Source organism: Marinobacter sp. LV10R510-11A, from assembly GCF_900215155.1.
Lineage (GTDB): Bacteria > Pseudomonadota > Gammaproteobacteria > Pseudomonadales > Oleiphilaceae > Marinobacter.
On sequence record NZ_LT907980.1, the window covers coordinates 1,324,467 to 1,349,404 of the forward strand.

The following is a 24,938-nucleotide window of genomic DNA, read 5'->3' on the forward strand; positions in this document are numbered from 1 at the left end:
CCCCCGGAGGAGGAAGGCCCTGGCGAAGCAAGCTTATGTTGCGTTTTTTTCTTTCTGCCGAATAGCCACTCGCGCCATATTCATCTCACCTAGTGCGCGCTTGTAGTCGTTCGGAAAGACTTTTATAAATTTGTTGCGGCCACTGGACCAGTCATCCAGCAAATTGCGCGCGCGCGTGCTGCCGGTGACCTTGAAATGGCGCTCAATCAGGCGCTTTAGAATCACCTCGTCAGTCTCACTTTGATCGCCGCGCAGCTGGCTATGCCAGATCGAGCGATCGACGTTCGCTTCTTGCTCGGCGTGGGCGAGGACAGGTTCCAGCGTGACCATCGCCATATTGCATTTTTTGGCGAAATCACCGTCAGGGTCCCACACGTAAGCAATACCGCCCGACATGCCGGCGGCAAAGTTACGGCCGGTTTCTCCGAACACCACCACTGTGCCGCCAGTCATGTATTCGCAACCATGGTCGCCGACGCCTTCAACCACTGTGATGGCGCCGGAATTGCGCACCGCAAAGCGCTCGCCGGCGACGCCGTTAAAAAATGCCTCGCCGGCAATCGCGCCGTATAACACGGTATTGCCGATGATAATGTTGTCGTCTGCTGAACCGGGAAACTCTGTATTCGGACGGACGATAATGCGCCCGCCCGACAAACCTTTGCCGACGTAATCATTGCCTTCGCCGACTAGATCTAGCGTGATGCCGTGTGCCAGAAACGCGCCGGCCGATTGGCCTGCGGTCCCTAACAACTGGATGTGGATAGTGTCGTCGGGCAAGCCTTCGTGACCGTATTTTTTTGCAACGATGCCAGACAGCAGGGTGCCGACCGTGCGATTGAGGTTCCTGATCGGCAAAGTGAACGAGACTTTTTCGCCTTTTTCGAGCGCTGCTTTCGCTTGCGCGATCAGCTTATGGTCGAGTGCTTTTTCCAAGCCGTGGTCTTGCTCCTCCGCGTGATAACGAGGTACGGAAGCAGGTACTTCCGGCTGATAGAAAATCTTGCTGAAATCAAGCCCCTTGGCTTTCCAGTGCGTAATCGCTTTCGACTTGTCGAGCAAGTCGACGCGACCGATCAAGTCATCAAACGTGCGGACGCCTAGTTGCGCCATCAACTGCCGTGCTTCCTCGGCGACGAAGAAGAAATAGTTGACCACGTGTTCCGGCTTACCGGAGAACTTGGCGCGTAGCACCGGGTCTTGTGTCGCGATGCCGACCGAGCAAGTATTGAGGTGGCATTTGCGCAACATAATGCAGCCTTCAACCACCAGCGGCGCGGTCGCAAAACCGATCTCGTCCGCGCCTAACATGGCGGCGATCACGATATCTCGGCCGGTTTTCATTTGGCCATCGGCTTGTACCCGGATGCGGCCACGCAAACCGTTCAGTACCAGTGTTTGCTGGGTTTCGGCCAAGCCCAATTCCCACGGTGTTCCCGCATGTTTGAGTGAAGACAACGGCGTGGCGCCGGTGCCGCCGTCATGACCGGCGATCACCACGTGATCGGCCTTGGCCTTGGTGACGCCGACCGCGACCGTGCCAACGCCGACTTCGGACACCAACTTGATGGAGATCGACGCGCTTGGGTTTACATTTTTCAAATCATGAATCAGCTGTGCCAAGTCTTCGATCGAATAAATATCATGATGCGGCGGCGGCGAAATCAAGCCTACGCCCGGCACTGAGAAACGCAATTTTGCGATATATTCAGACACCTTGTAGCCTGGCAACTGCCCACCTTCTCCCGGCTTGGCGCCTTGCGCCATCTTGACCTGGATTTGATCAGCGGAATCCAAATATGCTGCTGTCACGCCGAAGCGGCCCGCCGCGACTTGCTTGATTCTGGAACGCACCGAATCGCCATCTTGCAAGGCAATATCGGCTTCAATCTGGTCACGGCCGATGACGGATGCCATGGTCTCGCCCTGCTTGATCGGGATGCTTTTCATCTCCTGGCGATAACGGCTCGGATCTTCACCGCCTTCGCCGGTGTTGGACTTGCCGCCGATGCGGTTCATCGCGACCGCCAGCGTGGCGTGCGCTTCGGTGCTGATCGAGCCAAGGGACATTGCGCCGGTGGCGAAGCGCTTGACGATTTCTTTCGCCGGCTCGACTTCATCCAACGCAATCGCCTTGGACGGGTCCAGCTTGAATTCAAACAAACCGCGCAGGGTCATGTGCCGCTTGCTTTGGTCGTTGATGATCTGCGCATACTCTTGGTAGGTGCTGAAATTGTTGGATCGGGTCGAATGCTGCAGCTTGGCAATCGCATCCGGCGTCCACATGTGCTCTTCGCCGCGCACGCGAAACGCGTATTCGCCACCGGCATCGAGCGCATGCGCCAGTACCGGGTCGTTGCCGAAGGCTTGCTGGTGCAGACGCAACGCCTCTTCTGCCACTTCGACTACGCCGATGCCTTCGATATTGGATGCAGTGCCTTTGAAATATTTGTCTATAAGCGATTTATTCAAGCCGATCGCTTCGAAAACCTGCGCGCCGCAGTACGACATGTAAGTCGATATGCCCATTTTCGACATCACCTTCAACAAACCCTTGGCGAGCGCTTTCTGGAAATTCTGGATGGCTTTTTCCGGCGACAAATCACCGGGTAATCTCTTAGCCATTTCCGCCAACGTATCCATTGCCAGATACGGGTGGATGGCTTCTGCGCCGAACCCCGCGAGCAGCGCGAAATGATGCGTTTCACGGGCAGAACCGGTTTCCACCACCAAGCCGGTCGACGTGCGAAAACCCGTGCTAACCAGATGCAAATGGATTGCCGACGTCGCGAGCAAGGCCGGGATCGCTACTTGCTCGGCGTCCACCTTGCGGTCGGACACGATCAGGATGTTGTGGCCTGATTTGACCGCATCCACCGCTTGCGCACACACCGATGCCAGGCTCACTTCCATGCCTTCTTTACCCCAGGCCACCGGATAGCAAATATTCAGTTCGTGGGATTTGAACTTACCGCTGGTGTGGGCGCTGATGTTGCGCAGTTTGGCGATGTCTGAATAGTCCAGAATCGGCTCCGATACTTCCAAGCGCATCGGCGGATTGATGTTATTGGCGTCGAGCAGGTTCGGCCTGGGGCCGATGAAGGACACCAGCGACATCACCATCGCTTCGCGGATCGGATCGATCGGCGGGTTGGTCACTTGCGCGAACATCTGCTTGAAGTAGTGATACAGCGGTTTGAGCTTGTTAGACATCACTGCCGGCGGCGAGTCGTTGCCCATTGAGCCCGTCGCTTCTTCGGCATTCAGCGCCATCGGCGACATCAGTACCTTGATATCTTCTTGTGTGTAGCCGAATGCCTGCTGACAGTCGAGCAAGGATGCGCTGGTTTTTGCTGCCGATGTTTGCGTCTTGATGTCGTCGAGCGTGATTTCGTGAAGCTTAATGTCGTGCAGATTAATACGCACAGAATTGATCCACGCTTTGTAAGGCTTGGCGTTGGCGTAGGTATCTTTGATTTCCTGGTCATCGATGATGCGCCCGGCTTCGAGGTCAATCAGGAACATCTTGCCGGGTTGCAGGCGCCATTTCTTGATGATTCTGGATTCGGGAATCGGCAGCACGCCGGATTCGGATGCCATTACCACCAAGTCGTCATCGGTTACGATATAACGCGCGGGACGCAAACCGTTGCGATCCAGCGTGCCACCGATGTAACGACCATCGGTGAACGCCATCGCGGCGGGGCCATCCCACGGCTCCATCATCGCGGCGTGATATTCGTAGAAAGCGCGGCGGTTGTCGTCCATCAAGGTATGATTTTCCCAGGCTTCGGGGATCATCATCATCATCGCTTGCGCGATCGGATAGCCGGCCATCAGCAGAAGTTCAAGCGCGTCATCGAAGCACGCAGTGTCCGATTGGCCTTCGTCAATCAGCGGGAATAATTTTTGCAAATCGTCGCCTAGCACGGCGGATTTCATTATGCCTTCACGCGCACGCATCCAGTTGACATTACCCTTGACCGTATTGATCTCGCCGTTGTGGGCGATTAGGCGATAAGGGTGAGCCAGCGGCCATTCCGGAAAGGTATTGGTCGAGAAGCGTTGATGCACCAGTGCCAATGCGGAAACGCAGCGCCCATCCTGTAAGTCTTTGTAATAGACGCCGACTTGATCTGCCAGCAGTAAACCCTTGTAGACAATGGTACGGGCCGACATCGAAGGGACGAAAAACTCTTTGCCGTGGCGCAAATTTAGCGCCTGTATCGCATGACTCGCAGACTTGCGAATCACGTACAGTTTACGTTCCAGCGCCTCGCTGACCATGATGTCTGGACCGCGACCTATGTAGATCTGGCGGATCACCGGCTCTTTTTCACGCACGCTCGGCGACATTGGCATCTCCGTGTCGATCGGCACGTTGCGCCAACCCAGCACGACCTGGCCTTCGGCGCGCACCGCACGTTCTATCTCTTGCTCACACGCGATGCGAGATGCATTATCTTTCGGCAAAAAAATCATGCCTACGCCATATTCTCCTAGCGGCGGCAGTTCGACACCCTGCTTTGCCATCTCTTCGCGATAGTACTGATCCGGCAGCTGAATCAGAATGCCCGCGCCGTCGCCCATCAACTTGTCGGCACCGACCGCGCCGCGATGGGCGAGATTCTTTAAGATGAGCAAGCCTTGCTTAACGATCGAATGACTTTTATGGCCTTTAATATGGGCGATAAAACCGATACCGCAGGCATCATGCTCGTTGGCGGGGTTGTAAAGGCCGTATTGCTGGGCGTGTTGGATTTCGGCTTCGATGTCATGTTTGTGCTCCACAGCGCACTCCTCATGGATGTTGCGGGAATCGGGCAGCGGCAGAATGGCGCGTTTATCCACCGTGGCGGTGGTGGACAAGAATTTCGGTTTGGAATTCATTATATTCCTTAACGGGCTTCAGTGAAGCTGTATCAGTCATGACACGGTCCTGACGAGGGCAAACGCTGATGCAGAACAGGACTCATCGCTGTTCGGCTCCGGTGACAGAACCCTTCACCGTTACGGGTTTGCTCTGGATGAAGTTGATGCAGACTCCGTCGAGTTCTTCCAAAAACAGGGGCGCGCTCATGAAACCGCACGCATAGGGCGCCTGTCCGTCCTGGCTGCAGCCGTCGCTTTCCAGATGTTGACACGACGTGCAGACGCCGAAGCGAGGTTTACATCTCTCTTGCGTCACCTGACCGAGCAAGCGTTGCAACGCACTGGCGAAGTGGCCTTGGACGCTGGGGGGTAGAGATTCCGCAGCACGGACCAGGGATTCGAAGGGGTCATTCGCGAGAATGCCCCGGGCTTTCTCGGTCAGAACTAGCCGGACACTGCGCCTGTCGTCCTCTGACCGCATGCGTGTCAGATAGCCTTGGGTTTCGAGGCTTTTGATTGTCTGTGACGCCGTACCCCGGGTTGTGGCATGGAACGCGGCGAAGGCGGACGGCGTTTGCGAGAAACGGTTGGCCTGCGCGAAGTATCTGAGCGCCGCCCATTGGGCTGCCGTCAGCCCCTCCGCGAGACCCTCGCCGGACGCTATGCGCCCCAAGTGAAAGACCAACTCCGCATTAGCGCGACCGTTCATTTCCAGCTCCTCGATCATACTTAATTTGGTGGCGTCTAATTTCAAGCTCCTTAATCAGTCTTACATAATAGCGTTTAAAAATTATCTTAACAATATTGTAGTTTCGGAGCGATACCATAGTATTGCCGTATTCCTAAAGGGTGTGAGGCCCTGAACACCTTTAATAGGTCACCTCTTCAATATTCAGACCGTAATGAGGTCACGGCCAATACGATAGCGTTTCGATACTATATTGACAAATTCGTTATCCACATTTAGCATCGTTCCGACACTAATTAAGGAAAAAAGCGATATGGGCGCGCTTACCAGACATCAGGAAGAAAGCGATGATGACCTTGGGTATTAAATGAAAACCGCAGAAAAAACAAGGCTCTTGGAGCCTTCAATGAGAGATACGGAGCGACGATAATGGCGACTACCGATAAAGAAGTGAACGAGCTGGTCAAGCGGGAATACGAGCACGGTTTCGTGACTGATATCGAGTCCGACACGTTCGAACCCGGACTGAACGAAGACGTGATTGCCCGCCTTTCCGGCCTCAAGAAAGAGCCGGAATGGATGCTTGAGTGGCGGCTGAAGGCCTATCGTCGCTGGCTGGAAATGGATGAGCCGAACTGGGCGCACGTGGGTTACCCAAAAATTGACTTCAACTCAATTTCCTATTATTCCGCGCCCAAACGCAAAGAAGACATGCTCCAGAGCCTGGACGAAGTGGACCCGGAGCTACTCAAAACCTACGAAAAACTGGGCATCCCCCTGCACGAGCGTGAACAACTGGCAGGCGTGGCGGTCGATGCCGTGTTTGACTCAGTTTCAATCGCGACAACGTTCAAAGAACCACTCGCCAAAGCGGGCGTGATTTTCTGCTCCATGTCCGAGGCCATTCAGGAGCACCCGGAGCTGGTCAGAAAATATCTGGGCTCTGTGGTTCCGGCGGGTGACAACTTCTTTGCAGGCCTGAACTCTGCGGTCTTCTCCGACGGCACCTTCGTGTACATACCAAAAGGCGTGCGTTGCCCCATGGAGCTGTCCACGTATTTCCGCATCAACGCAGCCAACACTGGGCAGTTCGAACGCACCCTGATCATCGCCGAAGACAGCAGCTACGTCAGCTATCTGGAAGGCTGCACCGCTCCTGTGCGGGACGAAAATCAGCTCCACGCAGCGGTGGTCGAACTGGTGGCCCTGGACGACGCCCAGATCAAGTACTCCACCGTCCAGAACTGGTATCCGGGCGATGAAAACGGCAAGGGCGGCATCTTCAACTTCGTCACCAAACGTGGCGCTGCCATCGGCAAAAACTCCAAGATTTCCTGGACTCAGGTCGAAACCGGCTCTGCCGTTACCTGGAAGTATCCCAGCTGCGTCCTTCGGGGCGATAACAGCGTTGGCGAATTCTACTCCGTGGCGCTGACCAACAATTACCAGCAGGCCGACACTGGCACCAAGATGATCCACCTGGGCAAAAACACGTCCAGCACCATCATCGCCAAAGGGATTTCCGTCGGTAAAAGCTCCAACGTCTATCGTGGCCTGGTGAAGTTTAGCCCCGGCGCAGAGGGCGCACGCAACTTCACCCAGTGCGATTCGCTGCTGATTGGCGACCGCTGCGGTGCGCATACCTTTCCGTACATCGAGAGCAAAAATAAATCGGGCATTGTCGAGCACGAAGCCACGACCTCCAAGGTCAGCGACGAACAAATGTTCCTGTGTCGCCAGCGCGGCATCGACCCTGAACAGGCCGTTTCCATGATTGTGAACGGCTTCTGTAAAGAAGTGTTCAAGGAACTGCCGATGGAGTTTGCCGTTGAAGCTGGCAAATTGCTTGAGGTGAGCCTGGAAGGCTCGGTCGGTTAAATACAGAATTTCAGATGACAGATTTCAGAAAAGAGAGAAGCCAATACATGCTGAACATCAAAAACCTACACGCCTCCGTTGGGGGCGAAGAAATCCTCAAGGGCATCAACCTGGAAATCAAGGCCGGGGAAATCCACGCCATTATGGGCCCCAATGGCTCAGGTAAAAGCACCCTGTCACAGGTGCTGGCAGGCAGTGAAACCTTTGAAGTCACCGAGGGTGAAGTCACGTTCAACGGTGAAAACCTGCTGGACCTAAAAACCGAAGAACGGGCCCGTGAAGGCGTTTTCCTGGCGTTTCAGTACCCGGTAGAGATTCCAGGCGTCAGCAACCTGCAGTTCCTGCGTACCGCCGTCAATTCCATGCGCGGCCACCGTGGCGAGCCGGAGATGAACGCGGCTGAGTTTATGAAGCATGCGAGGGAAGTGTCCATGCAAGTCGATCTGGACCCGGCCTTCCTTAAGCGCGGCGTAAACGAGGGCTTCTCCGGTGGCGAGAAGAAGCGCAACGAGATTTTGCAGGCGCTGCTGCTTCAACCCAAGCTGGCCATTCTGGACGAAACCGATTCCGGGCTGGACATCGATGCGCTGCACGTGGTTTCGGACGGTGTTAACGCACTGCGCGCTAAAGATCGAGCCATCTTGATGGTGACTCACTACCAGCGCCTGCTGAACCACATTGTGCCGGACTATGTTCACGTTCTGGCCGGTGGCAAAATCGTCAAATCCGGCGGTCGCGAGCTGGCCCATGAGCTTGAAGAGCGCGGTTATGGCTGGCTCAACGTGAAAGACAAAGAAGCCACAGCCAGCTCCCCAGCCGGTTAACGGAGGCCATCGAATGAAGTCAGCACCAACGCTTTCCCGCGCCTTTCTTGAGCCGGCCGGCCGCTATCTGCCCGGGCCTTTGCTCGAATTGCGCAAACAAAGGGGCACGGCTCTGGTGGATATGCCATTGCCGACCCGTAAAACCGAGAACTGGAAGTATTCCAGCCGCCACCTGAAGCTGTCGGATGAGCTTGCCGTTTCCCTGCCATTCCTTGGCAAGGAAGGCTCCAGCTTGTTGATGCCTGGCTACCGCGTGGTTTTTCGCAACGGCGTCATGGTGCCGGAAGCCAGCGACTTTCCGGATCTTAACGGCATTCGTATTCAGCGCTTCTGCGACCTTGACGACCAAAGCGCTGCTGCGCTGGCAGAGCGCCTGGACAACACACTGGACAGCCAGGCCGTGCAGATGGCCCGGCTGAACTCCGCCCGGTTTGAAGATGGCCTGTTTATCCAGCTGGACAAGGAAGCCGTGCTCGACCAGCCGCTGTTCATCATCCACGAAGTCAACGCTTCGGCGGCAGGTTCTGCCTATCCGCGTATTTATGTCGATGCGGCAAGGCACAGCCAGATGACTCTGGTAGAAGAGTACATGTCTACCGGCAGTGAGCCGGTGATGGTCAACACGGTCACCGAATTTGTGCTGGCGGAAGGTGCCCAGATAACCGGCGTGAGGCTGACCCTGGAAGGCGAAAGCGTTCAGCACATCGGTGCAACGGGTGTTCGCCAGGCGGCCAGCTCGCGTTTTGAAAACCACTGCGTCGGCTTTGGCGGCCCGCTGCGTCGGCACGATTTGCAGGTACGTCTCGAAGGCGAAGGCGCCGAGTGCAAATTGAATGGTGTGGTGGTCACTCAGGGCAATCAGCACTACGACAACCATACGTCAATCGAGCACATAGCAGCCCATTGCGACAGTGAAGAGACCTATCGCAACATCGCTGCCGACCAGTCTCATGCGATTTTCAATGGGCGCATCCATATTCATCAGGGTGCCCAGAAATCCAACGCTAATATGAACAACAAGAACCTGTTGCTCTCAACCGGCGCGGAGATCGACACCAAGCCTGAGCTGGAAATCTACGCCGACGACGTAAAATGCGCCCACGGTGCCACTATTGGCCAGCTTGATAAAACCTCGTTGTTCTATCTGGTTTCCCGTGGCATCGGTCGTCGCGAAGCCAACACGCTGCTGACCATCGCGTTTATCAACGAACTGGTTGAACAGATTCCCGTTGAGGCGGTTCGCGAAGCAGTGCAGCTTCGGCTGAATGACTTTTTCAATCAAACGTTTCAAGAGGCCTGAGCAGTTATTCACTGCCCTGCAGAAAATCCAGCGTCTTTTTGCCTGATGGAGGTAGAACCATGACAGCCGAAGTATTCACACCAACCGTTGCCGTCACCATGACGCCAAGTGCGGTCACACATGTGCGTAAACAAGTAGACAAGCAACCGGAAGCCAAAGGCATCCGCCTGGCCATTCGGAAGAGCGGTTGCTCCGGGTTCAAATATGAAACCCAATGGGTCGAAGATGCCGCAGCGGATGACAAGATCTTCCACATCGACGGTGTGGATGTTTATGTCAGAGAAGAGCACATGGCGCTGGTCAACGGTATCGAGATCGATTTTGTGACGGAAGGCGTGAACTCCGTGTTCCAGTTCCGCAATCCCAATGCCACTGCTGAATGCGGTTGCGGCGAAAGCTTCACCGTTTCCTGATCGACATCAAACGAGGCCGGATAAGGCATGCAAGAGCTTCCCTCATTTTCACAGTGCCTAAGGAGGTAACGATGACTTGCGACAAGCCCGAGCATATTAAAGACGAGAGCTGGGATCAGCACTTGAGTTGGCTGGATCTTGTAAGCAAAGAGTGTAAAACCAACCAGCTCAAGCGCAGTCGTGAAAAACGCAGAACATGGGGGGTATAGCTCGTGAACATTAATGCTGAAATAACACCAGAAGCCAATGATTTCCTGATGTCCTTGCTTGCAAAGCAGGAAGTGCCTGGAATGACGGTGCGTGTTTATATGGAGAAGGGTGGCACTCAGAATGCCCAGACCTGCCTGGCCTTCTGCCCGCCCGGCGAAGAGTCAGCCAAGGATGTCAGAAAAGAGTTTGGTGACCTGATCCTCTATTTCGAAGCGGCAAGCGTGCCCTATCTCCAGGACATGCAGATCGGCCTTGATGAAGAGGATGGTCTTCAGACCCCAACGATCAAGGCACCGAACTCGAAAAAACCGGCAAAACCGCCCAAAACATTCGTTTTGTCAGAAGACTGCAGTGCCCTAAAGGTGCCCTCCGGTGAGTCTGTCACGCTTACGCAGGGAGCGTCTGTCTCGATAACCCAGGCGCTCGGCGGCAGCTACACCGTTAACTACCAGGGCAATCTGTATCGACTGTCCCCAGAAGTCACCCAGAAGCTGGGCTTTCAGTCAGACGCCATCGTGTTCGAACCCCCTGAGGATGGGCAAATCAGTGATCAGCAATGCTGGGATGCGATGCGACTGGTCTATGACCCGGAAATTCCGGTGAATGTCGTCGGTCTGGGTCTCATCTATAAACTGGATATTGACCAGGACAAGCATTTTGTATTTGTTGAAATGACCCTGACGTCGGCGGGTTGTGGAATGGGCACCATTATTGCCGGCGACGTGAAAGACAAGCTATTGCAGGTTCCGAATGTCAAAGACGGCAAGGTGGATGTGGTGTTTGATCCGCCCTGGAGCTACGACAACCTGGAGGAGGAAGCGCGGCTGGAGTTAGGGCTGATCTGAGCCAGGCTCTTATAATGGCTCGCCGGAGGTAGATAAAGGCAACTGCGCCTTGCTTTTTCTATATGGAAATGTTGGTCTTATAATATTACAGGGTGCTGCGTAACGTCGTAGCTGAGATGGGGACGCATGTTCCCGGAACCTCCAAGCTGATCTGGGTAATGCCAGTGTAGCAAGCCGGAATCATACTCGACAGCACGGTCAGTCTGGTGCGTCAGGAGAACCGCATGAGTAGACTGCGCATTGGGCTCTTCTGGGCCATCTTTTTTGTCGGACTGGAGGCCATTCAGGCGGTCTTTTTCGGCGGTATATTTCAGGCCCATGACTCATTCGTTATCGGAGCGTTAGTCTTTGGCACAACCTCTGCTGCCACGCTCGCTTGGGCCCAATTGCGGACACCGGATCAACTCAACATCGCCTGGTCGAAGCGGAGAAGCCTCCTCGGCCTGAGCTTCTCAACGACCATAGTGTGGATTGCCTATTTCTTCGCCCTCCAGATGATCGAACCAGCGGTAGTTTTCATGGTGTTTTCCGGGCTGATTCCACTTTCTATCGTGGCCGCCTCTCGTCTTGGCGTCCCAGAGGCCACAACTCCACACAACGGCATTGAAAAAATAGGTCTGGCCGTTATCGGATTAGGTGTGATTTATCTCTGGGCGATCACCATACTAGGTCGCTCCGGGTTTGTGCGAGGCGGGCTCCCCACCGCCGCTATCAGTCTTGCGGTGATGATGATCTACGGTCACCGCCTTGACCGGCTCGGGATCGCCCCGATTGCGCAGTATGGACTTCGATTTCCACTCTATATAATTTTCTCACTCTGCGCTATCGGCTTGGGGATCGACGCCAAAGGAGCTGTGGATACACAAAACTTGGCCGTGGTGGTCCTTGTGGGTCTCATAGTTATCGCGTTCCCGGTATTTGCCATGCAAAAGGCGATTTCCATGCTCTCTACCGGAACCCTTGCCACGATCACTGCCTTGGGGCCGCTGGCCGTCTTTGTCCTTCAGTTCGTCGAAGGTCGTGTAGGCTACGCGACCGCCACTATGAAGGTCTTGGCTATTTATATTTTAGGTGCGCTTATTGCTGCCTTCGGCGGAGCCCAAGCCACGACCAGAAGGAAGGTTTCATCGTGACCGCGTCCCCTCGTCTTGCAGCCCTTGCCGTGGTGGTTAGCGACGGTCGCATTTTGCTCGTCCGGCGACGTAACGAACCTGATGCCGGGCTTTGGGGGTTCCCTGGCGGGCATGTAGACTTTGGCGAAACAGCACTGGAAGCGGCCGCGCGTGAGTTGCGCGAAGAGACGGGCGTGATCGCCCGGCCGCTCCACTATCTCACAAACGTGGATATCATTGTGCGTGACGGCGCTGGTGCGATCACATTCCACTTCCTGCTTGCAGCCGTGCTCTGTGAATATGTCTCCGGCGAGCCTGCCGCTGCCGACGATGTAAGCGATGCGGGGTGGTGGGACGTTGCAGACATTCTCGTTGGACGGGTGCAGTGCAGCGAGCACGTCGATGTCGTCGTTGAGTTAGCGGTTGATGCGTATAAGTAAGATCAATCATGCCAGTCGCAGCCTGCACTCACGTCAAGGTCTTCCCGCCTGACAGCCGCTATGACCAAAACCAATGAATATCGAGCACATTTCACTAAGAATTTGCAAATTAGTCATCGGACTTTAGCGCGGCTTGATCCGCAACTTGTTGCCGAAAGTGTCACTCTTGCACGAACTGGATGAATTGACCGTATTTCTGGCTTACTTCCTGCGCCTCCGGGAAGGCGCGTGATCGCTCACCCTCCATGCATTGAAAGTAGTTCTGCATGTCCGAAATATAGTTCTCGAAATCCTTCCGGATCAAATCGGCATACTCTCGAGCGGCGTGACGATCGCTTGGAACGAAGGGTCGTTCCGGGGCGAGGCACGTTTCCCCCCGCGCCATAGAGCTTACGAAAATAAACAGGGTTATAGTAGTGGAGAAGAATATCTGTCTGCGTTCTAGCATTAGGAATCCCGTAAGATTGCTTGTTTCAAGGGCATCCCCATGCCTGATGATGCCGCATCGAGATAGTTTATAGTAAGCGCCTGCCTACAGTACGCGGCGGCGCGCCAGGGGCATTTGTCTTTGTGAATCGACAGGGCCAGCCATTGACGCGCGACGGCGCGGCCTATCTGCTTCAAAAATATGTGGTCGCCGCGATCCCGACAGCCCCTACCTTACAGCGCCGAAAAATCACCCCGCATGTGCTTCGCCACAGTTGCGCGGTCGCACTGTTGCAGTCTGGTGTCGACGTTACCGTCATCCGCGATTATCTCGGTCACGCCAGTATCGCCACCACCAGTCGCTACCTCACCACCAATTTTCAGATGAAACGAGAAGCACTCGAAGCCTTCTGGAAACGCGCCGGTATCGAACCGACAAATGCAAAGCCGTGGCAACCAAGCGCTGACTTGCTCGCCTTCTTGACATCGCTGTAGAAGTTGGTAATTTTATCCCGTCAAAAGACCGCCCCCGGCCGCATGAACACTGGGATTTTCAGGCTACACTCCGGATAAAAATCGACTTGGAATAATGATCCCAACAACCGATCCGAGTGATGCCGTTATCTCGACACACCTTGCCGTAACCCGAATAGCCATCGGCCTGCAGGATGCCCTTAAAGTCGTCAAGCAGACACACAGGAACGCTGCCGGCACGGGACGGATCGTAATCAAACAACACCGACGATTGATTTGGTGGACCACCGCGGGTGACCCACATCCATTTGTCCGATTGGGCTGTTTTGCCGTCCTCTTTCAACACCTGTATCCGGGTTTCATCGGCTTGCAGATAGTCACTGCTGTTCTGAACCTCCCGCATCAGATGGATCAAAGGTTTGAACACGTCGTCCAGCCTGATGACCCAGTGCGCCATGTTGGTACGGCTGACCTCATGCCCAAGACGCTTGAGCATATGTTCCAGGCGGTACAGCGGCAGGCCATCGGCGTATTTTGAGGTGATGATGTAAGCCAGCAAAGAGGTCGTGGCGGTGCACTTGCCCAGCGGATGAACCGGGCGGGTGGCTGCCAGGATGCGCTCTTCACCATCTTGCTCGAACACGGCTTTTCCTGCCAGTATTCCAGGACCTTCAGTTGAGCGGGAATGAACTGCAGCTCTTCCTTAACCTTGGTGAAGAAGGTCTTGCCGCCGCCGACCTTCTCTTGGTTACTGAGGGTCAGCTCAATACGCTCACGTAACAGCTGGTCCGAGAATCCACGCTGGCGACGACAAAGACGGGCGTAAATATCGGTGGCGCATCACAGCTGTCTCAAAACAGCGCCTAGCAACTCGATGTTGCCGGCGTGCAGCCCGGTGATCGAGACGCCACCAGGCAGTGACACGGTCAGGCCATCGGCTCCGCCGATGCTAGCGCCAGGAGCAGAAACGACTCGCGCGAACCCGGTGGCCGCTTGCGCCTGCTTTGGAGAGTCTTCAGTCGGGGTTAGCTTCCGGCGCCAGTAAACGAATTGATGATAGATCAGTGACTGTTGCTTACAGTAAGCGCTGCCGGACACGCCGGAGACTTGCCAGTCAGTGATATGCTGCTGCCAGACGTGTGCTCGTTCGGTTGGGGTCATGCTGATTCCTCGTGGAATGGGTGAGGAAGTCAGTGTGTGCAATCGGTGAACGGGAATGTAGGTGCTGATTTATTGGTGCTTACGAAATACCTCGAAGAAAACGTCGCGTCCGCAGATCTAGTGCTGTCGTCCGATGAGGTCACAGCGCTGGAAGCCGGGGTATCGAAACGGGATGTGGCCGGTGAGCACTATACCGAGGACGGCATGAAGGGCTGAATGCATAAGCCACGGGTTCTCGAGTGCTACCCAGGGCTGCTCGCTGCAACCTACAAAAAACCCGTTTCAAGTCAGCCGCCAACTTTCGGCCATAGTGCGTGAAAATGATGAACAGGGCCGTGCCCAGCACCAACATCAAGCTCATCGGAGCGATTAATGGCCTCTGCAACATAATGCTTCGCGATCCGAACCGCCTGCACCAAAGGCTCGCCTTGCGCCAATTGTGCTGCCAGCGCGGCAGATAGGGTGCAGCCGGTGCCGTGGGTGTTGCGCGTGGGGTAACGCGGCCCGTCAAGCCAAATCAATTGGTCGGTGGTGGCCAGCAGATCGGGGCTATCACCCCCGCTAAGATGACCCCCTTTGAGTAAGACCGCGCGTGGCCCGAGCGCAAGAATGGCCTTGGCTTGACGTTCCATATCAGCGGGGGATTTGGCCTCAGCCACTTCTAAAAGATCGGCGGCTTCCGGCAGGTTGGGGGTTAATACCGTGGCGCAGGGCAAAAGCTGCGCACGCAGTGCTTCCACCGCATCGGGAGCAAGTAGGCGGCCATCGCTTTTCGCAACCATCACCGGACCAAGTACAATCGGAATGTCGAGCCCCCTGATTCCCTCTGCGACAACATTAATGATTGCTGCGTCGCCAAGCATTCCAATCTTCACCGCATTGATGCGGATATCGTCACGGAGGATCAGACGCAGCGGCGGGTATTCCAGGGCGAGACCGTGCCGGCGGATAAGAAGGTCTTCAGCCTGTTCGAGCCGCATACCGACATCATCATCAAAGGCGCCAGAGACGTCGCGTTCGGTCACAAGCTGAACCTCACCACTGGCCGCAGTGGGCTCGTGCTTGATGTGGTGATCGAGTCAGGCAACCCGGCTGCTGATACCGCCCGTTTCCTGCCGATGATGGAGCGGCAGACAACGATCTACGGACGTCCACCGCGCCAGGTCGCCACGGATGGCGGCTATGCCAGCCAGGAGAACCTGGCGGCGGCCAAGGCGCTGGGCACCAAAGACGTTGCCTCCCATAAAAAGAAGGGGCTCAAGGTCAGTGAGATGGTCAAGAGCCCCTGGGTGTATCGCAAGCTCAGGCACTTCCGTGCCGGCATCAAGGGCAACATCTCCTGTCTGAAGCGTGCCTATGGTCTGTCCCGTTGCACCTGGAAAGGACTTGAGCACTTCAGATCGTACGTCTGGTCTGCGGTGGTCTCGAGAAACGTGCTGTTGCTGGCACGACTGCTTCAGACCTGAACTGGTAGCCGCTGAACAAGAGACATATCACGCCAGAATGAGTGGCACGGCCTTCGGCCGTCTGCAGAATGGCCAAAACGATGGCCCCAGAACGAGATGCCGCCCGCTGCAGCTAATGGTAGATTGACCACCACACGACTGTATAAAATACGATCAGAGGTGGTGCTGGAAATCACTGGTTTCCGTATAGACACTAGATAGTGAACGAACTGCCGCAACCACAGGTTGAGCTGGCGTTCGGGTTCTGCACTACAAACTGGGCTCCTTGTAGCCCCTCCTGATAATCGACCATTGCGCCCACAAGATACTGATAGCTCATCGGGTCGACCAGCAGACTCATGCCGTCTTTTTGAATCACCGCGTCTTCATCATCTTGCACCTTATCGAACGAGAAGCCGTACTGAAATCCAGAGCAGCCGCCCCCGGTTACGAACACCCGAAGCTTCAGGTTCTCGTTGCCTTCTTCTTCGACCAATTCACGTACTTTGGACACCGCACTTTCACTGAGAAACAGCGGGATTATCGTGTGTTCCTGAACTATGCTCAAAATTGCCTCCGGGTACTTTGATATTTGACTGTTGAATTTCTGACTAAAACAATCAACGGTTCCCTAGCCAGTCGTCATAGGGCCTTGTTGGGTGGATTGACTGCTTTTTACATCACGTGTTTGGCTGTGCTAAACGTTGCAAATGTTTTTGAGCGATGGGATCGCCCTGCTCTGCTGCAAGACGATACCAATGGGCCGCCAGGGTAATGTCCTGCGCGATACCCGAGCCATTTTCGTAAAGCTCGCCCAGACTGCGATGTGCCAAGGCAAAATTTTGTTGTGCGGCGAGCTGCATCCAATAAAAAGCGATGGTCTCATCTTTAGGCACTCCACGGCCGCGCAAGTATCGCATCGCCAATAAACGTTGCGCACGGGCGGAGCCCTGCCCAGCATCGGTTTGTAAGGCCACCACCGATTCTTCCCATGTCAAAAACGCCTTTTTTTCGTTAAGCTCATCAGCCATGCCCATGGCTCCTATCGATCTTTTCGTCACGCCTCATAGCGTCTGCGCTCAGGTGGTTTTCGATCAACTTTTCCGTTACTTTTTGGGTCATGACGAGCAGCTATAGTATGACGACCCGCCAACGTCGAAGAACTCCAACGGCTTCAGCCGATAGTATTTCTCCTCTACGTCTTTCGATTGCTCGGCGTATGGCTGCGTCATGACGTCCTGCAGTTCTCGCACTAGAGAGTAGTTACCGGCAGCTGCTTGCTGATACGCAGGCACAACGAACCACTCCCGCAAACTGTATTTCGGGTTGACGAGTTTCATCTGTTGAGAGAGCTCCTCACGAGCGCGCGGCGCAGTTGCAGTTGCAGTTGCGTCGGTTGTGCTGACAATGCCGGCAAGCGTTTTCCATTTTGTGAGCCACTCCGCCCAACGCCTGTCCATGCCTTCGAGGTCTGTTTCAAAAGCTGAGCCTTTGTAAAAGCTTTTTTTGAGTAGGCCAATGTCGTCGGGCACCGTCGAGAGCTGGCGAAAGAACATGGTGTAATCAACAGGTGTTTGCACCATCAGCGTTGCGAGCTCACTGAACAAGGCCGCGTGAAAAGTGGCAAGTCCGAGTTTGGCAGCCCACATCTTTTCCATCTGTGTTTGCATCACCTTCGGAAAGTCACTTTGAATCTCGTCGAGCTCAAGCAGGCAGTCCTGGTTCGCCGTCAGCAACGGGCGCAACGCCGAACAAAACGTGTGAAAATTGCGTTCTGCCGCCATCGGTTGGTTCAGGAACGAGAAGTGATGTCCGCCACCCGTCCATGGCTGGTACTGCGGATCAAATACATCGCAGAATCCGAAGGGGCCGTAGTCGAGTGTGAAACCGCCGGCGGCACAGTTATCACTGTTGAAGTTGCCTTGGCAGTAGCCGACACGAATCCAGTTCGCCACAAGCGATGTGAGTCGGCCGCGGAACTCCCGCGCAAGCAACACCACTTTTTCGGTGGTTGCCAGGTTCTGGTCGATGACGTCACCGTACTCACGATCAATCAAGTGCAACACAATCTTCTCAAGCTCCTCCATCGCTTGAGGATGTTCCTTCTTGCGCGCACGGCGACCGAAGAGTTCCAGTTGGCCAACTCGAATAAACGAAGGTGCGACCCGCGTCGAGATGGCGACTGCCTCCGATACAAGCGTGTCTGGATTCGTCGAGCGTGAGCCCTCCGAATACCACGGCCGCTTGACCTTCTCCGTTTTTGACACGTACAAACTCAGTGACCGTGACGTTGGCACCCCAAGCGCGTGCATGTGCTCCTGCGCCAGAAACTCCCGAACACTAGACCGCAGAACGGCCCGCCCGTCCGCACCGCGGCAGTATGGCGTCCGGCCGCCACCTTTTAGCTGCATTTCCCAGCGTTTGCCGTTGATAACGGCCTCGAGCACTGACATTGCGCGACCGTCGCCGTACCCGTTGCCAGTTTGGAACGGGCACTGTTGGGTGTATTCGGTGCCGTAGATGGATAGTGCGTAGCCACACGCCCAACCAACCTTGCGCATCGGCTCCGGAACGTTCTCAAGGTCGCCGGAGAACACGCGAACGAAGTCAGTCGACTGCGCCATGCTGTCGGCGAAGCCCAGTTCGCGGAACAGGTTTTTACTGTGCGCGACGTACTCGGGGTTTTCGATTGGCGTGGGATTGACGGGAACATAGTGGCCCGTGAAGACTTGTCGCGGGGCGTGATCGTCTCCGTTTACAGTCGCGTCAGGGTCGCAGTTGAGGGAATCCATGAGCGAATAATTTGCCAACGTCGCAAGATCGTCGAGGGTCGAAACTAAAGCGGCGGTTTTCTGGGGCGGTCGCTTTATCACAAGGGCTCCTTATGGCGCGGGTAGAAAGGTTGCTTTCCTGCTGCGTGGTCGGTCACATCGATAACCTCTTCGATTTCCGGGGCGACTCTTTTGAGCATGACTTCGAATCCCTGCCTCAGAGTTACCTGAGAGGAAGCGCATCCCTGGCAGCCTCCGCTCATGGTGATAGACAGTTTCCCTTGCCGGACCTCCACAATAGAAATTTTTCCACCATGATTAGCAATTGAACGATTGACCTCTTTATCCAGGAGTTCCTGAACAGCCGTAGCGAGCTCTGCATCGGATCTTCCTTGCGTGCGGTTACCAACAGGCATCTCCAGGATCGCCGGCACGCCCGTCCGCAGTTGCGTACGGATGGCCATTCCGATATCTGCTTTCAGCCCTGACCACGAGGCGGCTGGCTCCTTGCACACGGTTACCACGCTATCGGCAATGAGCAGGTTAGCCACGCCAGGGAGTGCGAACAGTTGCTCGCCGAGCGGCGAACCAACGGCTCGTTCTTTGTTGCCAAAAAAGAACGGGCCGCCGGGATGCAAGCTACGGCTGACGATGAACTTACACGTATCGGGGTCGGCGAGCGAAGACTCTGCGCGAATACTGACCGGCTGATCCGCAAGCAGGACATCAGACATTTTCAACATCGCTCGCTGCAGCGCTGGCACCCAAGGCACGCAGGTTGTTAAACGTATATATCCCGCTGTTATGGCCGTCGTTCCAATCGAATTTGATGGCGTAGTTACCTATGCTCACGATCTGTCGCGGCGCCACATCATGGCGTATTGTCTTTGGATCGAGTAGCTTGCGTCCGCTCATTTCCTCGACACACAGGGCGCAGTGGCACGCCAGGCGCAGATCGCGGACGTCAAAGTCGTCGCGATGACCGTCCTCCCAGAGGATGGATAACGTGCGCGGATCGCGGCGCAGTAAACCGATCGGGGTGTTCTGCGATCCAGCAGGCTGCGCCGCACCTTCCGCCCAGTCAGGGGCCCCCTCGTTGCTATCCCACGTCCAGACAAACGGCTTCAGCACCGTGACCGACTCGTTGAGCTGCTCCGCAAGCGCCGTGGCGATGGTGGCATACACCTTGGCGCTGACCGACGCTGGTTGCTGTGCCACTATCGGGCGACCTTCATCACCGCTGGTAACGACATCGGCATCGAGAGGTAAGGCACCCAGAAACGGGACGCCAAGCTCCTGGCCCATCTGTTCTCCACCGCCGTGACGGAAAATATCCGTGTTCTCGCCGCAGTGAGGACAGGTAAAGGTGCGCATGTTCTCGACGAGCCCAAGAATCTTGACTTGCACCTTCTCGAACATTCGCAAGCCTCGGCGGGCAATTTTGAGGCTCACGGCCTGTGGTGTCGTTACGATCACCACACCCGACAGCGGCATACTCTGTGCCAGCGTCAACTGGACGTCGCCGGTGCCGGGTGGAAGGTCAAGAATCAGGTAATCCAGCGACCCCCATTGCACGCCGTCGACGAACATTTTCAGGTATTTTCCTACCATCGGCCCGCGTAAAACAGCCGGCTGGTCATCGTTGGTGAGCATCGCCATCGACACTACCTTCAGGCCATGCCCCTCCGCAGGGATCATCTTGCCACTCTGGGTCGTCGTTGGCTTCTCACCGGTTGCGATGCCGAGCATACCGGGAATACTAGGGCCAAGAATGTCGGCGTCTACGATTCCGACGCGCGCCCCAAGCTGCTGCAGTGCCAGCGCCAAGTTCACACTCACCGTGGATTTTCCGACGCCGCCCTTGCCACTTCCGACGGCGATGATATGCCGTATCCCGGGCAGCTTATCGGCGCTAGCAGCCGACCGGGATGACGCGTCAGGCGCGTTAGATTGATTACGGTCAGTGGTCTGCATGGTTAAGTTCCTTGTATTTTCAATTAACGGGGGAGAAAGTGGCTTTGATCTCTGCCGCCAAAATAACAACCAACCCCAATTCATACGCTTATTGCCCACCATCATTTTTGCGAAAGTCGATAAACCTGAAACTCAATAGGTCGGCATCGTGCCGTCGACTTGCAGAGCCCAGGCATGAACGCCACCTGTAAGGTTGCTAACGTGGTTAAAACCATGCGGCCAGTTCTGGTTCTGGTGCAGTCAAGCTTTGCATCGTTGGAAGCCCGCCCCTCACCGGTTTCAATGTCATCAAGCCAGCGCTGATTGGAGCAATTTCTGCAGTTCACCTTGCTCATACATTTCACGCACAATATCGGCACCACCGACAAACTCGCCCTTAATGTAGAGCTGAGGAATGGTCGGCCAGTTGCTGTACACCTTGATGCCATCGCGGATTTCCGGATCGGCCAGCACATCGACAGCAGCAAAATCCTGCACGCCGCAGGCATTTAATACCTGCACAGTCGTATCAGAAAAACCACACAGCGGAGACTGGGGCTTGCCTTTCATGTAGAGCACGACGTTATCAGTTGTGACCTGACTGAGAATTTTTTCCTGTACGTTCATTTTTGATTTCTCCGACGTTATTTGGTGGCTGGTCGCGCCCAGGTTTGGGGCGTAAAAGTGCGCATAGCCAGCGCGTGAATCTCCGAGCGCATCCGATCTCCGAGTGCCAGATAAACCAGTTGATGCTGCTGTATCTTATTTTTGCCGGCAAATTGCTGGCTCACGATGACCGCTTCGAAGTGCTGGCCGTCATCGCCCTGCACTTCCACATGATCGCAGGTCAGGCCATTCATGATGTAGTCTCTTAGTTTATTCGCTGTCAGCATTTTATCCTCCCAAGGGTTACCAAGGCCTCATGACCTTCACCAATACAGCAGGATTATAGTATCGTTCCGAAACTATAATATTGTCAAGATAGTTTAAAAACGCTACTGTCAAAACATAACGAAAGGGGGTTGAATATGGACAGTCGTGCGATCGCAGATTTGGTCTATCACTTGGGGCGTATCGCGAACGCCGTCCGCCTTCGACACTTTCCATGGCACGACCCGGGGTACGGCTTCACAGACAATAAAAAACATCGAAACCCTAGGGGCTGTTGACGTTTTCGCATAAGGTATTGAATAAAAAAGGAAAATGGTTGTTGCTGTTCAAAAATCTGGTCAGTGAACCGGATACTGAGTGGGAATTTATTGATGGCAGCTATGTAAAAGCTCATCAGCATAGCGCGGGCGCAAGAGGTGCTGACTCGCAAGCTATCGGTAAAAGTCGCGCCGGAAATACAACAAAAATTCATTTGGCAGTCGATAGTTACGGCTTACCGATTGAGTTTACAGTGACTGGCGGCGAGATCCATGACAGCACGGCGGCAAGCGAATTAATTGAACCATTACCGCCGGCTAAAGCCGTGGTAGCGGACAAAGGTTATGACAGTGGAAAGATTCGCGAACAGATTAAAAACAAAGGTGCCAACGCCGCGATTCCAAGAAGGTCAAATTCGGTCATAGGTAATGCGGATATGGATTGGTCGTTATATCGCCACCGTCATTTGGTGGAAAATGCGCTTGCACGCTTGAAACATTTTCGTGGGCTGGCGACGCGCTATGACAAATTGAAACGCAACTATCAGAGCGGCGTCGCCATGGCTTGTGGTTTTTATGGTTGCCGATGTAATGAAACGTCAACAGACCCTAGTCAGATGGTATCGAATTATGTGAGTTTGGAATGGATATCGAGACAGCTGGGCCACTCTGATACCAGCATGGTGAAAAAGCACTACGCTAAATGGATTCCGGACGACTCACCAAAAATGGCAGCAAAAATTTCTCAACAACTTGGTTTTATTGTGGACAGTAGCGGACAGTGAAATCTCAATCTAGGCCCAAATTAGGCCCAAAAAAAAATAACCCATGAATTTCTTTAATAAAATCAGGGGTTTAAATTGGCGGAGAGAGAGGGATTCGAACCCTCGAAACGCTATTAACGTTTACACGCTTTCCAGGCATGCGCCTTCAGCCACTCGGCCACCTCTCCAATAACCTGTTTCAAATCAGCCATATCGTCGCTCATTTGAGGGCGCAAACTTTAATCGTTTTGGCGGCGCTTGGCAACTCTCTTACGATAAATCCCGGCAAAATTTCCGGTTTATGCCAATATTAATGCGTATGGTGCTCGCCCCTCTCGTTGCTAGTACCATGGTATATCTAATCTGTTCAGCATGTTAACCAAGCTTGGAGGCTAGCCATGCTCATGAAATCGGAACAATCGACCCTGCTGCTGATAGACGTTCAAGAAAGGCTAATGCCGGCGATTACTCACGGCCAGGAGGTGGTAAGCCGGTGCGTAACCCTCGCCACAATTGCTGGGCTTTTGGATATACCGGTTCTGGCCACCGAGCAGTTACCAGAAAAGCTGGGGCCCAACGTGGAGGCCGTTAAGGAGCTTTGCCACCAGACATTGGCAAAACACCATTTCGACGCCTGCCCCGACGGGTTGGTTGATAGTCTTCCTGAAGGCCGGCAACACATAATTATTGCCGGCTGCGAAACTCATGTATGCATGATGCAGACTGCGCTCAGCCTGATTGACGCAGGCTATAAGGTTTGGGTTGTTGCAGATGCGACGGGATCACGGAATGAATTCGACCGGGATGTTGCACTTGACCGGCTCAGCCATAGCGGCGCACGCATTGTCACTGTAGAAATGGTAGCGTTTGAATGGATGCGGCACTGCAAACACCCTGCGTTCCGCGACGTTCAGATGTTGATTAAGTAGTCGCAAACCCGCTCATCCACTCGCAGCTTTGCGTCGTAATGAACGTCTCGACTTGTATTAAAGAGGCACACAATATGCTCAACATGGATTTTGACCGCAAGGTTGTCGTCCGCACTCGTGAACAAGAGTGGGCTCCCAGCCCGTCAGGCGGAGTCATCAGAAAGCCGTTGGCCCGAGAAGAAGCAGAACGAGGCCACGCGACCAGTATTGTTCGCTATGAGCCCGGCGCATCGTTCAGCCGCCACGAGCATCCTCTTGGGGAAGAAATACTGGTTCTGGAAGGCGTGTTTTCGGATGAAAACGGCGACTACCCTGCCGGTACCTATCTGCGAAACCCACCCGGGAGCGGGCATACGCCGTTCAGCAATCCAGGGTGCACGCTGTTGGTAAAACTGCATCAGTTCAATGAATGCGATCTTGCTACTGTGCAGATTGATACCCGAAACTGCGATTGGCAGCCTGGAATCGGTGGCCTTGAAGTAATGCCGCTTCATGAATTTGAGCATGAGCATGTAGCACTTGTTAAATGGCCAGCCAATGAGAAATTTCAGCCGCATAGGCATTTCGGAGGCGAAGAGATCTTCGTTCTTTCAGGTGAGTTTTGTGATGACCATGGGCGCTACCCTGAAGGCACTTGGATGCGAAGCCCTCACATGAGCCAGCACCACCCCTTTGTGGAGCAGGAAACCGTTATCTGGGTGAAGACCGGCCACTTACCCTTTTGAGCGGAACCTATTTAACGGGGCTATGATCCACCAAAATAAGCTCCTCAAGATCAAAGCCCGCTTTCAAGGCTGTTTCCTTGAATCGGGCGATCGCTTCCTCGCTAACCTCGGGCGTGCGTGAGAGGAACCAAAGATAGTCACGGTCGTAGCCGGTTACATAAGAGCGCTGATACTTGTCTTTGTCGAGCTCAAATATAACGTACGAAGCATAGAACGGGCCGAAAAACGAGACTTTTAGGTGCCCCGTTTTGTTATCGTCTACGAATACTGCCCTGCCCTCAGCAACGCTCCATTCGCCAGCTTCTGCATCGTATCCACGGTTAATGACTTTGATACTGCCATCATCCTGCAGCTCGTATTCGGCGCTCACCCGACTAAGCCCTTCTTCGAACGAATGATCCAGGCGAGCGATTTCGTACCAAGTACCCAAGTACTTATCCGCTTCCAAACCACTCACAGGCTGAATGCCTTGCGGAACACCGGTACAGGCGGCGATTAACACTGTTAGCGATAAAGCGAACAACAGCTTCAGGCGATTGCGTAAAAATGCCATAGATAGC

At 54.6% G+C, this 24,938-nt stretch carries 25 protein-coding genes, 1 tRNA gene, 3 pseudogenes and 1 riboswitch; of the genes and pseudogenes, 14 read left to right on the forward strand and 15 right to left on the reverse strand.

Annotation, left to right across the window (positions count from 1 at the left end):
- Positions 1-33: 33 nt before the first annotated feature.
- Entirely contained in the window at positions 34-4,890 is a 4,857-nt protein-coding gene (locus tag CPH80_RS06340) for a glutamate synthase-related protein (protein ID WP_197703618.1), read from the reverse strand.
- A gap of 82 nt (positions 4,891-4,972) precedes the next feature.
- Positions 4,973-5,599: a MarR family winged helix-turn-helix transcriptional regulator gene (locus CPH80_RS06345; protein WP_096276196.1), complete on the reverse strand. Its 627-nt coding sequence runs from the start codon at positions 5,597-5,599 to the stop codon at positions 4,973-4,975.
- A 390-nt stretch (positions 5,600-5,989) separates the two neighbouring features.
- On the opposite strand from CPH80_RS06345, the gene sufB reads away from it, so the two are divergent.
- The 8 genes from sufB to CPH80_RS06380 all read left to right on the forward strand — a co-directional run bounded on the left by sufB (position 5,990) and on the right by CPH80_RS06380 (position 12,582).
- Entirely contained in the window at positions 5,990-7,438 is a 1,449-nt protein-coding gene (gene sufB / locus CPH80_RS06350) for a Fe-S cluster assembly protein SufB (protein ID WP_096276198.1), read from the forward strand.
- 47 nt (positions 7,439-7,485) lie between these two features.
- Positions 7,486-8,262, forward strand: a complete 777-nt coding sequence (gene sufC, locus CPH80_RS06355; RefSeq protein ID WP_096281451.1) for a Fe-S cluster assembly ATPase SufC — start codon at positions 7,486-7,488, stop codon at positions 8,260-8,262.
- 13 nt (positions 8,263-8,275) lie between these two features.
- Positions 8,276-9,562 (forward strand): Fe-S cluster assembly protein SufD, encoded by a 1,287-nt coding sequence (gene sufD, locus CPH80_RS06360; protein ID WP_096276201.1) that lies wholly within the window; start codon positions 8,276-8,278, stop codon positions 9,560-9,562.
- Between the two features lie 59 nt (positions 9,563-9,621).
- Positions 9,622-9,975 (forward strand): HesB/IscA family protein, encoded by a 354-nt coding sequence (locus CPH80_RS06365; RefSeq protein WP_096276203.1) that lies wholly within the window; start codon positions 9,622-9,624, stop codon positions 9,973-9,975.
- A gap of 71 nt (positions 9,976-10,046) precedes the next feature.
- Positions 10,047-10,184 (forward strand): hypothetical protein, encoded by a 138-nt coding sequence (locus CPH80_RS21595; RefSeq protein WP_157746863.1) that lies wholly within the window; start codon positions 10,047-10,049, stop codon positions 10,182-10,184.
- Between the two features lie 3 nt (positions 10,185-10,187).
- Positions 10,188-11,030, forward strand: a complete 843-nt coding sequence (locus tag CPH80_RS06370) for an iron-sulfur cluster assembly protein (RefSeq protein ID WP_096276205.1) — start codon at positions 10,188-10,190, stop codon at positions 11,028-11,030.
- 80 nt (positions 11,031-11,110) lie between these two features.
- Positions 11,111-11,222: riboswitch (TPP riboswitch) on the forward strand.
- Between the two features lie 32 nt (positions 11,223-11,254).
- On the forward strand, positions 11,255-12,163 hold the full coding sequence (locus tag CPH80_RS06375; protein ID WP_096276207.1) for a hypothetical protein: 909 nt from the start codon (positions 11,255-11,257) through the stop codon (positions 12,161-12,163).
- On the forward strand, positions 12,160-12,582 hold the full coding sequence (locus CPH80_RS06380) for an NUDIX hydrolase (protein WP_096276209.1): 423 nt from the start codon (positions 12,160-12,162) through the stop codon (positions 12,580-12,582). Before CPH80_RS06375 ends, CPH80_RS06380 begins: the two co-directional genes overlap by 4 nt.
- A 160-nt stretch (positions 12,583-12,742) precedes the next feature.
- Here CPH80_RS06380 and CPH80_RS06385 read toward each other — a convergent pair whose 3' ends face one another.
- The gene (locus tag CPH80_RS06385; protein ID WP_197703619.1) at positions 12,743-13,030 is read right to left on the reverse strand and encodes a hypothetical protein; all 288 of its coding nucleotides are present in this window, start codon (positions 13,028-13,030) and stop codon (positions 12,743-12,745) included.
- Positions 13,031-13,110: 80 nt separating this feature from the next.
- On the opposite strand from CPH80_RS06385, the gene CPH80_RS06390 reads away from it, so the two are divergent.
- A complete protein-coding gene (locus tag CPH80_RS06390; protein ID WP_227520457.1) occupies positions 13,111-13,503 on the forward strand; it encodes a tyrosine-type recombinase/integrase in 393 nt (130 codons plus the stop codon).
- A 94-nt stretch (positions 13,504-13,597) separates the two neighbouring features.
- On the opposite strand, the pseudogene tnpC reads toward CPH80_RS06390, so the two are convergent.
- Both tnpC and tnpA read right to left on the reverse strand, forming a co-directional pair.
- A pseudogene (tnpC, locus tag CPH80_RS06395) lies at positions 13,598-14,289 on the reverse strand (IS66 family transposase); the annotation flags it as partial.
- 33 nt (positions 14,290-14,322) lie between these two features.
- The gene (tnpA, locus tag CPH80_RS06400; protein WP_096276211.1) at positions 14,323-14,643 is read right to left on the reverse strand and encodes an IS66 family insertion sequence element accessory protein TnpA; all 321 of its coding nucleotides are present in this window, start codon (positions 14,641-14,643) and stop codon (positions 14,323-14,325) included.
- A gap of 36 nt (positions 14,644-14,679) precedes the next feature.
- Here tnpA and CPH80_RS06405 point away from each other — a divergent pair, with 36 nt between their 5' ends.
- Positions 14,680-14,859 carry a hypothetical protein gene (locus CPH80_RS06405; protein ID WP_096276213.1) on the forward strand — a complete coding sequence of 60 codons (180 nt, stop codon included), beginning with the start codon at positions 14,680-14,682 and terminating at the stop codon, positions 14,857-14,859.
- Positions 14,860-14,930: 71 nt separating this feature from the next.
- Here the strand turns inward: CPH80_RS06405 and thiD are convergent, their stop codons facing one another.
- Entirely contained in the window at positions 14,931-15,623 is a 693-nt protein-coding gene (thiD, locus tag CPH80_RS06410; protein WP_096276215.1) for a bifunctional hydroxymethylpyrimidine kinase/phosphomethylpyrimidine kinase, read from the reverse strand.
- Here thiD and CPH80_RS06415 point away from each other — a divergent pair.
- Positions 15,549-16,109 (forward strand): annotated as a pseudogene (locus CPH80_RS06415) (transposase); the annotation flags it as partial. The gene thiD and the pseudogene CPH80_RS06415 overlap by 75 nt on opposite strands.
- 193 nt (positions 16,110-16,302) lie before the next feature.
- Here CPH80_RS06415 and erpA read toward each other — a convergent pair.
- The 7 genes from erpA to CPH80_RS06450 all read right to left on the reverse strand — a co-directional run bounded on the left by erpA (position 16,303) and on the right by CPH80_RS06450 (position 21,705).
- A complete protein-coding gene (erpA, locus tag CPH80_RS06420; RefSeq protein ID WP_096276217.1) occupies positions 16,303-16,656 on the reverse strand; it encodes an iron-sulfur cluster insertion protein ErpA in 354 nt (117 codons plus the stop codon).
- Positions 16,657-16,768: 112 nt separating this feature from the next.
- Positions 16,769-17,119 carry a tetratricopeptide repeat protein gene (locus CPH80_RS06425; protein ID WP_096276219.1) on the reverse strand — a complete coding sequence of 117 codons (351 nt, stop codon included), beginning with the start codon at positions 17,117-17,119 and terminating at the stop codon, positions 16,769-16,771.
- 87 nt (positions 17,120-17,206) lie between these two features.
- Positions 17,207-18,961 (reverse strand): protein adenylyltransferase SelO, encoded by a 1,755-nt coding sequence (locus CPH80_RS06430; protein ID WP_096276220.1) that lies wholly within the window; start codon positions 18,959-18,961, stop codon positions 17,207-17,209.
- Positions 18,958-19,593, reverse strand: a complete 636-nt coding sequence (locus tag CPH80_RS06435) for a NifU family protein (protein ID WP_096281455.1) — start codon at positions 19,591-19,593, stop codon at positions 18,958-18,960. The genes CPH80_RS06430 and CPH80_RS06435 overlap by 4 nt, the downstream gene beginning before the upstream one ends.
- Positions 19,586-20,833, reverse strand: a complete 1,248-nt coding sequence (locus CPH80_RS23145) for a P-loop NTPase (RefSeq protein WP_096276222.1) — start codon at positions 20,831-20,833, stop codon at positions 19,586-19,588. Before CPH80_RS23145 ends, CPH80_RS06435 begins: the two co-directional genes overlap by 8 nt.
- 288 nt (positions 20,834-21,121) lie before the next feature.
- Positions 21,122-21,439 carry a Grx4 family monothiol glutaredoxin gene (grxD, locus tag CPH80_RS06445; protein WP_096276224.1) on the reverse strand — a complete coding sequence of 106 codons (318 nt, stop codon included), beginning with the start codon at positions 21,437-21,439 and terminating at the stop codon, positions 21,122-21,124.
- Positions 21,440-21,456: 17 nt separating this feature from the next.
- Positions 21,457-21,705: a BolA family protein gene (locus tag CPH80_RS06450; protein WP_096276226.1), complete on the reverse strand. Its 249-nt coding sequence runs from the start codon at positions 21,703-21,705 to the stop codon at positions 21,457-21,459.
- A 305-nt stretch (positions 21,706-22,010) separates the two neighbouring features.
- Between CPH80_RS06450 and CPH80_RS06460 the strand changes: the two are divergent.
- A pseudogene (locus CPH80_RS06460) lies at positions 22,011-22,552 on the forward strand (IS5 family transposase); the annotation flags it as partial.
- Between the two features lie 269 nt (positions 22,553-22,821).
- On the opposite strand, the gene CPH80_RS06465 reads toward CPH80_RS06460, so the two are convergent.
- A tRNA-Ser gene (locus CPH80_RS06465) sits at positions 22,822-22,912 on the reverse strand.
- 210 nt (positions 22,913-23,122) lie between these two features.
- Here CPH80_RS06465 and CPH80_RS06470 point away from each other — a divergent pair.
- Positions 23,123-23,653, forward strand: coding sequence for an isochorismatase family protein (locus tag CPH80_RS06470; RefSeq protein WP_096276228.1), 531 nt, complete (start codon positions 23,123-23,125; stop codon positions 23,651-23,653).
- 74 nt (positions 23,654-23,727) lie between these two features.
- The gene (locus CPH80_RS06475) at positions 23,728-24,378 is read left to right on the forward strand and encodes a cupin domain-containing protein (RefSeq protein ID WP_096276230.1); all 651 of its coding nucleotides are present in this window, start codon (positions 23,728-23,730) and stop codon (positions 24,376-24,378) included.
- A gap of 7 nt (positions 24,379-24,385) precedes the next feature.
- Here the strand turns inward: CPH80_RS06475 and CPH80_RS06480 are convergent, their stop codons facing one another.
- On the reverse strand, positions 24,386-24,931 hold the full coding sequence (locus CPH80_RS06480) for a lipocalin family protein (RefSeq protein ID WP_096276232.1): 546 nt from the start codon (positions 24,929-24,931) through the stop codon (positions 24,386-24,388).
- Positions 24,932-24,938: the final 7 nt, after the last annotated feature.

What these genes read in the sequence shown, in the direction of transcription:
- CPH80_RS06345 (WP_096276196.1), bottom strand. Translation starts at nt 5,599, where the DNA reads ATGATCGAGGAGCTGGAAATGAACGGTCGCGCTAATGCGGAGTTGGTC.
- CPH80_RS21595 (WP_157746863.1), top strand. Translation starts at nt 10,047, where the DNA reads ATGACTTGCGACAAGCCCGAGCATATTAAAGACGAGAGCTGGGATCAG.
- CPH80_RS23145 (WP_096276222.1), bottom strand. Translation starts at nt 20,833, where the DNA reads ATGCAGACCACTGACCGTAATCAATCTAACGCGCCTGACGCGTCATCC.
- CPH80_RS06450 (WP_096276226.1), bottom strand. Translation starts at nt 21,705, where the DNA reads ATGCTGACAGCGAATAAACTAAGAGACTACATCATGAATGGCCTGACC.
- CPH80_RS06470 (WP_096276228.1), top strand. Translation starts at nt 23,123, where the DNA reads ATGCTCATGAAATCGGAACAATCGACCCTGCTGCTGATAGACGTTCAA.
- CPH80_RS06385 (WP_197703619.1), bottom strand. Translation starts at nt 13,030, where the DNA reads ATGCTAGAACGCAGACAGATATTCTTCTCCACTACTATAACCCTGTTT.
- CPH80_RS06340 (WP_197703618.1), bottom strand. Translation starts at nt 4,890, where the DNA reads ATGAATTCCAAACCGAAATTCTTGTCCACCACCGCCACGGTGGATAAA.
- tnpA (WP_096276211.1), bottom strand. Translation starts at nt 14,643, where the DNA reads ATGACCCCAACCGAACGAGCACACGTCTGGCAGCAGCATATCACTGAC.
- thiD (WP_096276215.1), bottom strand. Translation starts at nt 15,623, where the DNA reads ATGCGGCTCGAACAGGCTGAAGACCTTCTTATCCGCCGGCACGGTCTC.
- sufB (WP_096276198.1), top strand. Translation starts at nt 5,990, where the DNA reads ATGGCGACTACCGATAAAGAAGTGAACGAGCTGGTCAAGCGGGAATAC.
- CPH80_RS06365 (WP_096276203.1), top strand. Translation starts at nt 9,622, where the DNA reads ATGACAGCCGAAGTATTCACACCAACCGTTGCCGTCACCATGACGCCA.
- CPH80_RS06435 (WP_096281455.1), bottom strand. Translation starts at nt 19,593, where the DNA reads ATGTCTGATGTCCTGCTTGCGGATCAGCCGGTCAGTATTCGCGCAGAG.
- CPH80_RS06480 (WP_096276232.1), bottom strand. Translation starts at nt 24,931, where the DNA reads ATGGCATTTTTACGCAATCGCCTGAAGCTGTTGTTCGCTTTATCGCTA.
- CPH80_RS06375 (WP_096276207.1), top strand. Translation starts at nt 11,255, where the DNA reads ATGAGTAGACTGCGCATTGGGCTCTTCTGGGCCATCTTTTTTGTCGGA.
- CPH80_RS06425 (WP_096276219.1), bottom strand. Translation starts at nt 17,119, where the DNA reads ATGGCTGATGAGCTTAACGAAAAAAAGGCGTTTTTGACATGGGAAGAA.
- sufD (WP_096276201.1), top strand. Translation starts at nt 8,276, where the DNA reads ATGAAGTCAGCACCAACGCTTTCCCGCGCCTTTCTTGAGCCGGCCGGC.
- grxD (WP_096276224.1), bottom strand. Translation starts at nt 21,439, where the DNA reads ATGAACGTACAGGAAAAAATTCTCAGTCAGGTCACAACTGATAACGTC.
- CPH80_RS06475 (WP_096276230.1), top strand. Translation starts at nt 23,728, where the DNA reads ATGCTCAACATGGATTTTGACCGCAAGGTTGTCGTCCGCACTCGTGAA.
- sufC (WP_096281451.1), top strand. Translation starts at nt 7,486, where the DNA reads ATGCTGAACATCAAAAACCTACACGCCTCCGTTGGGGGCGAAGAAATC.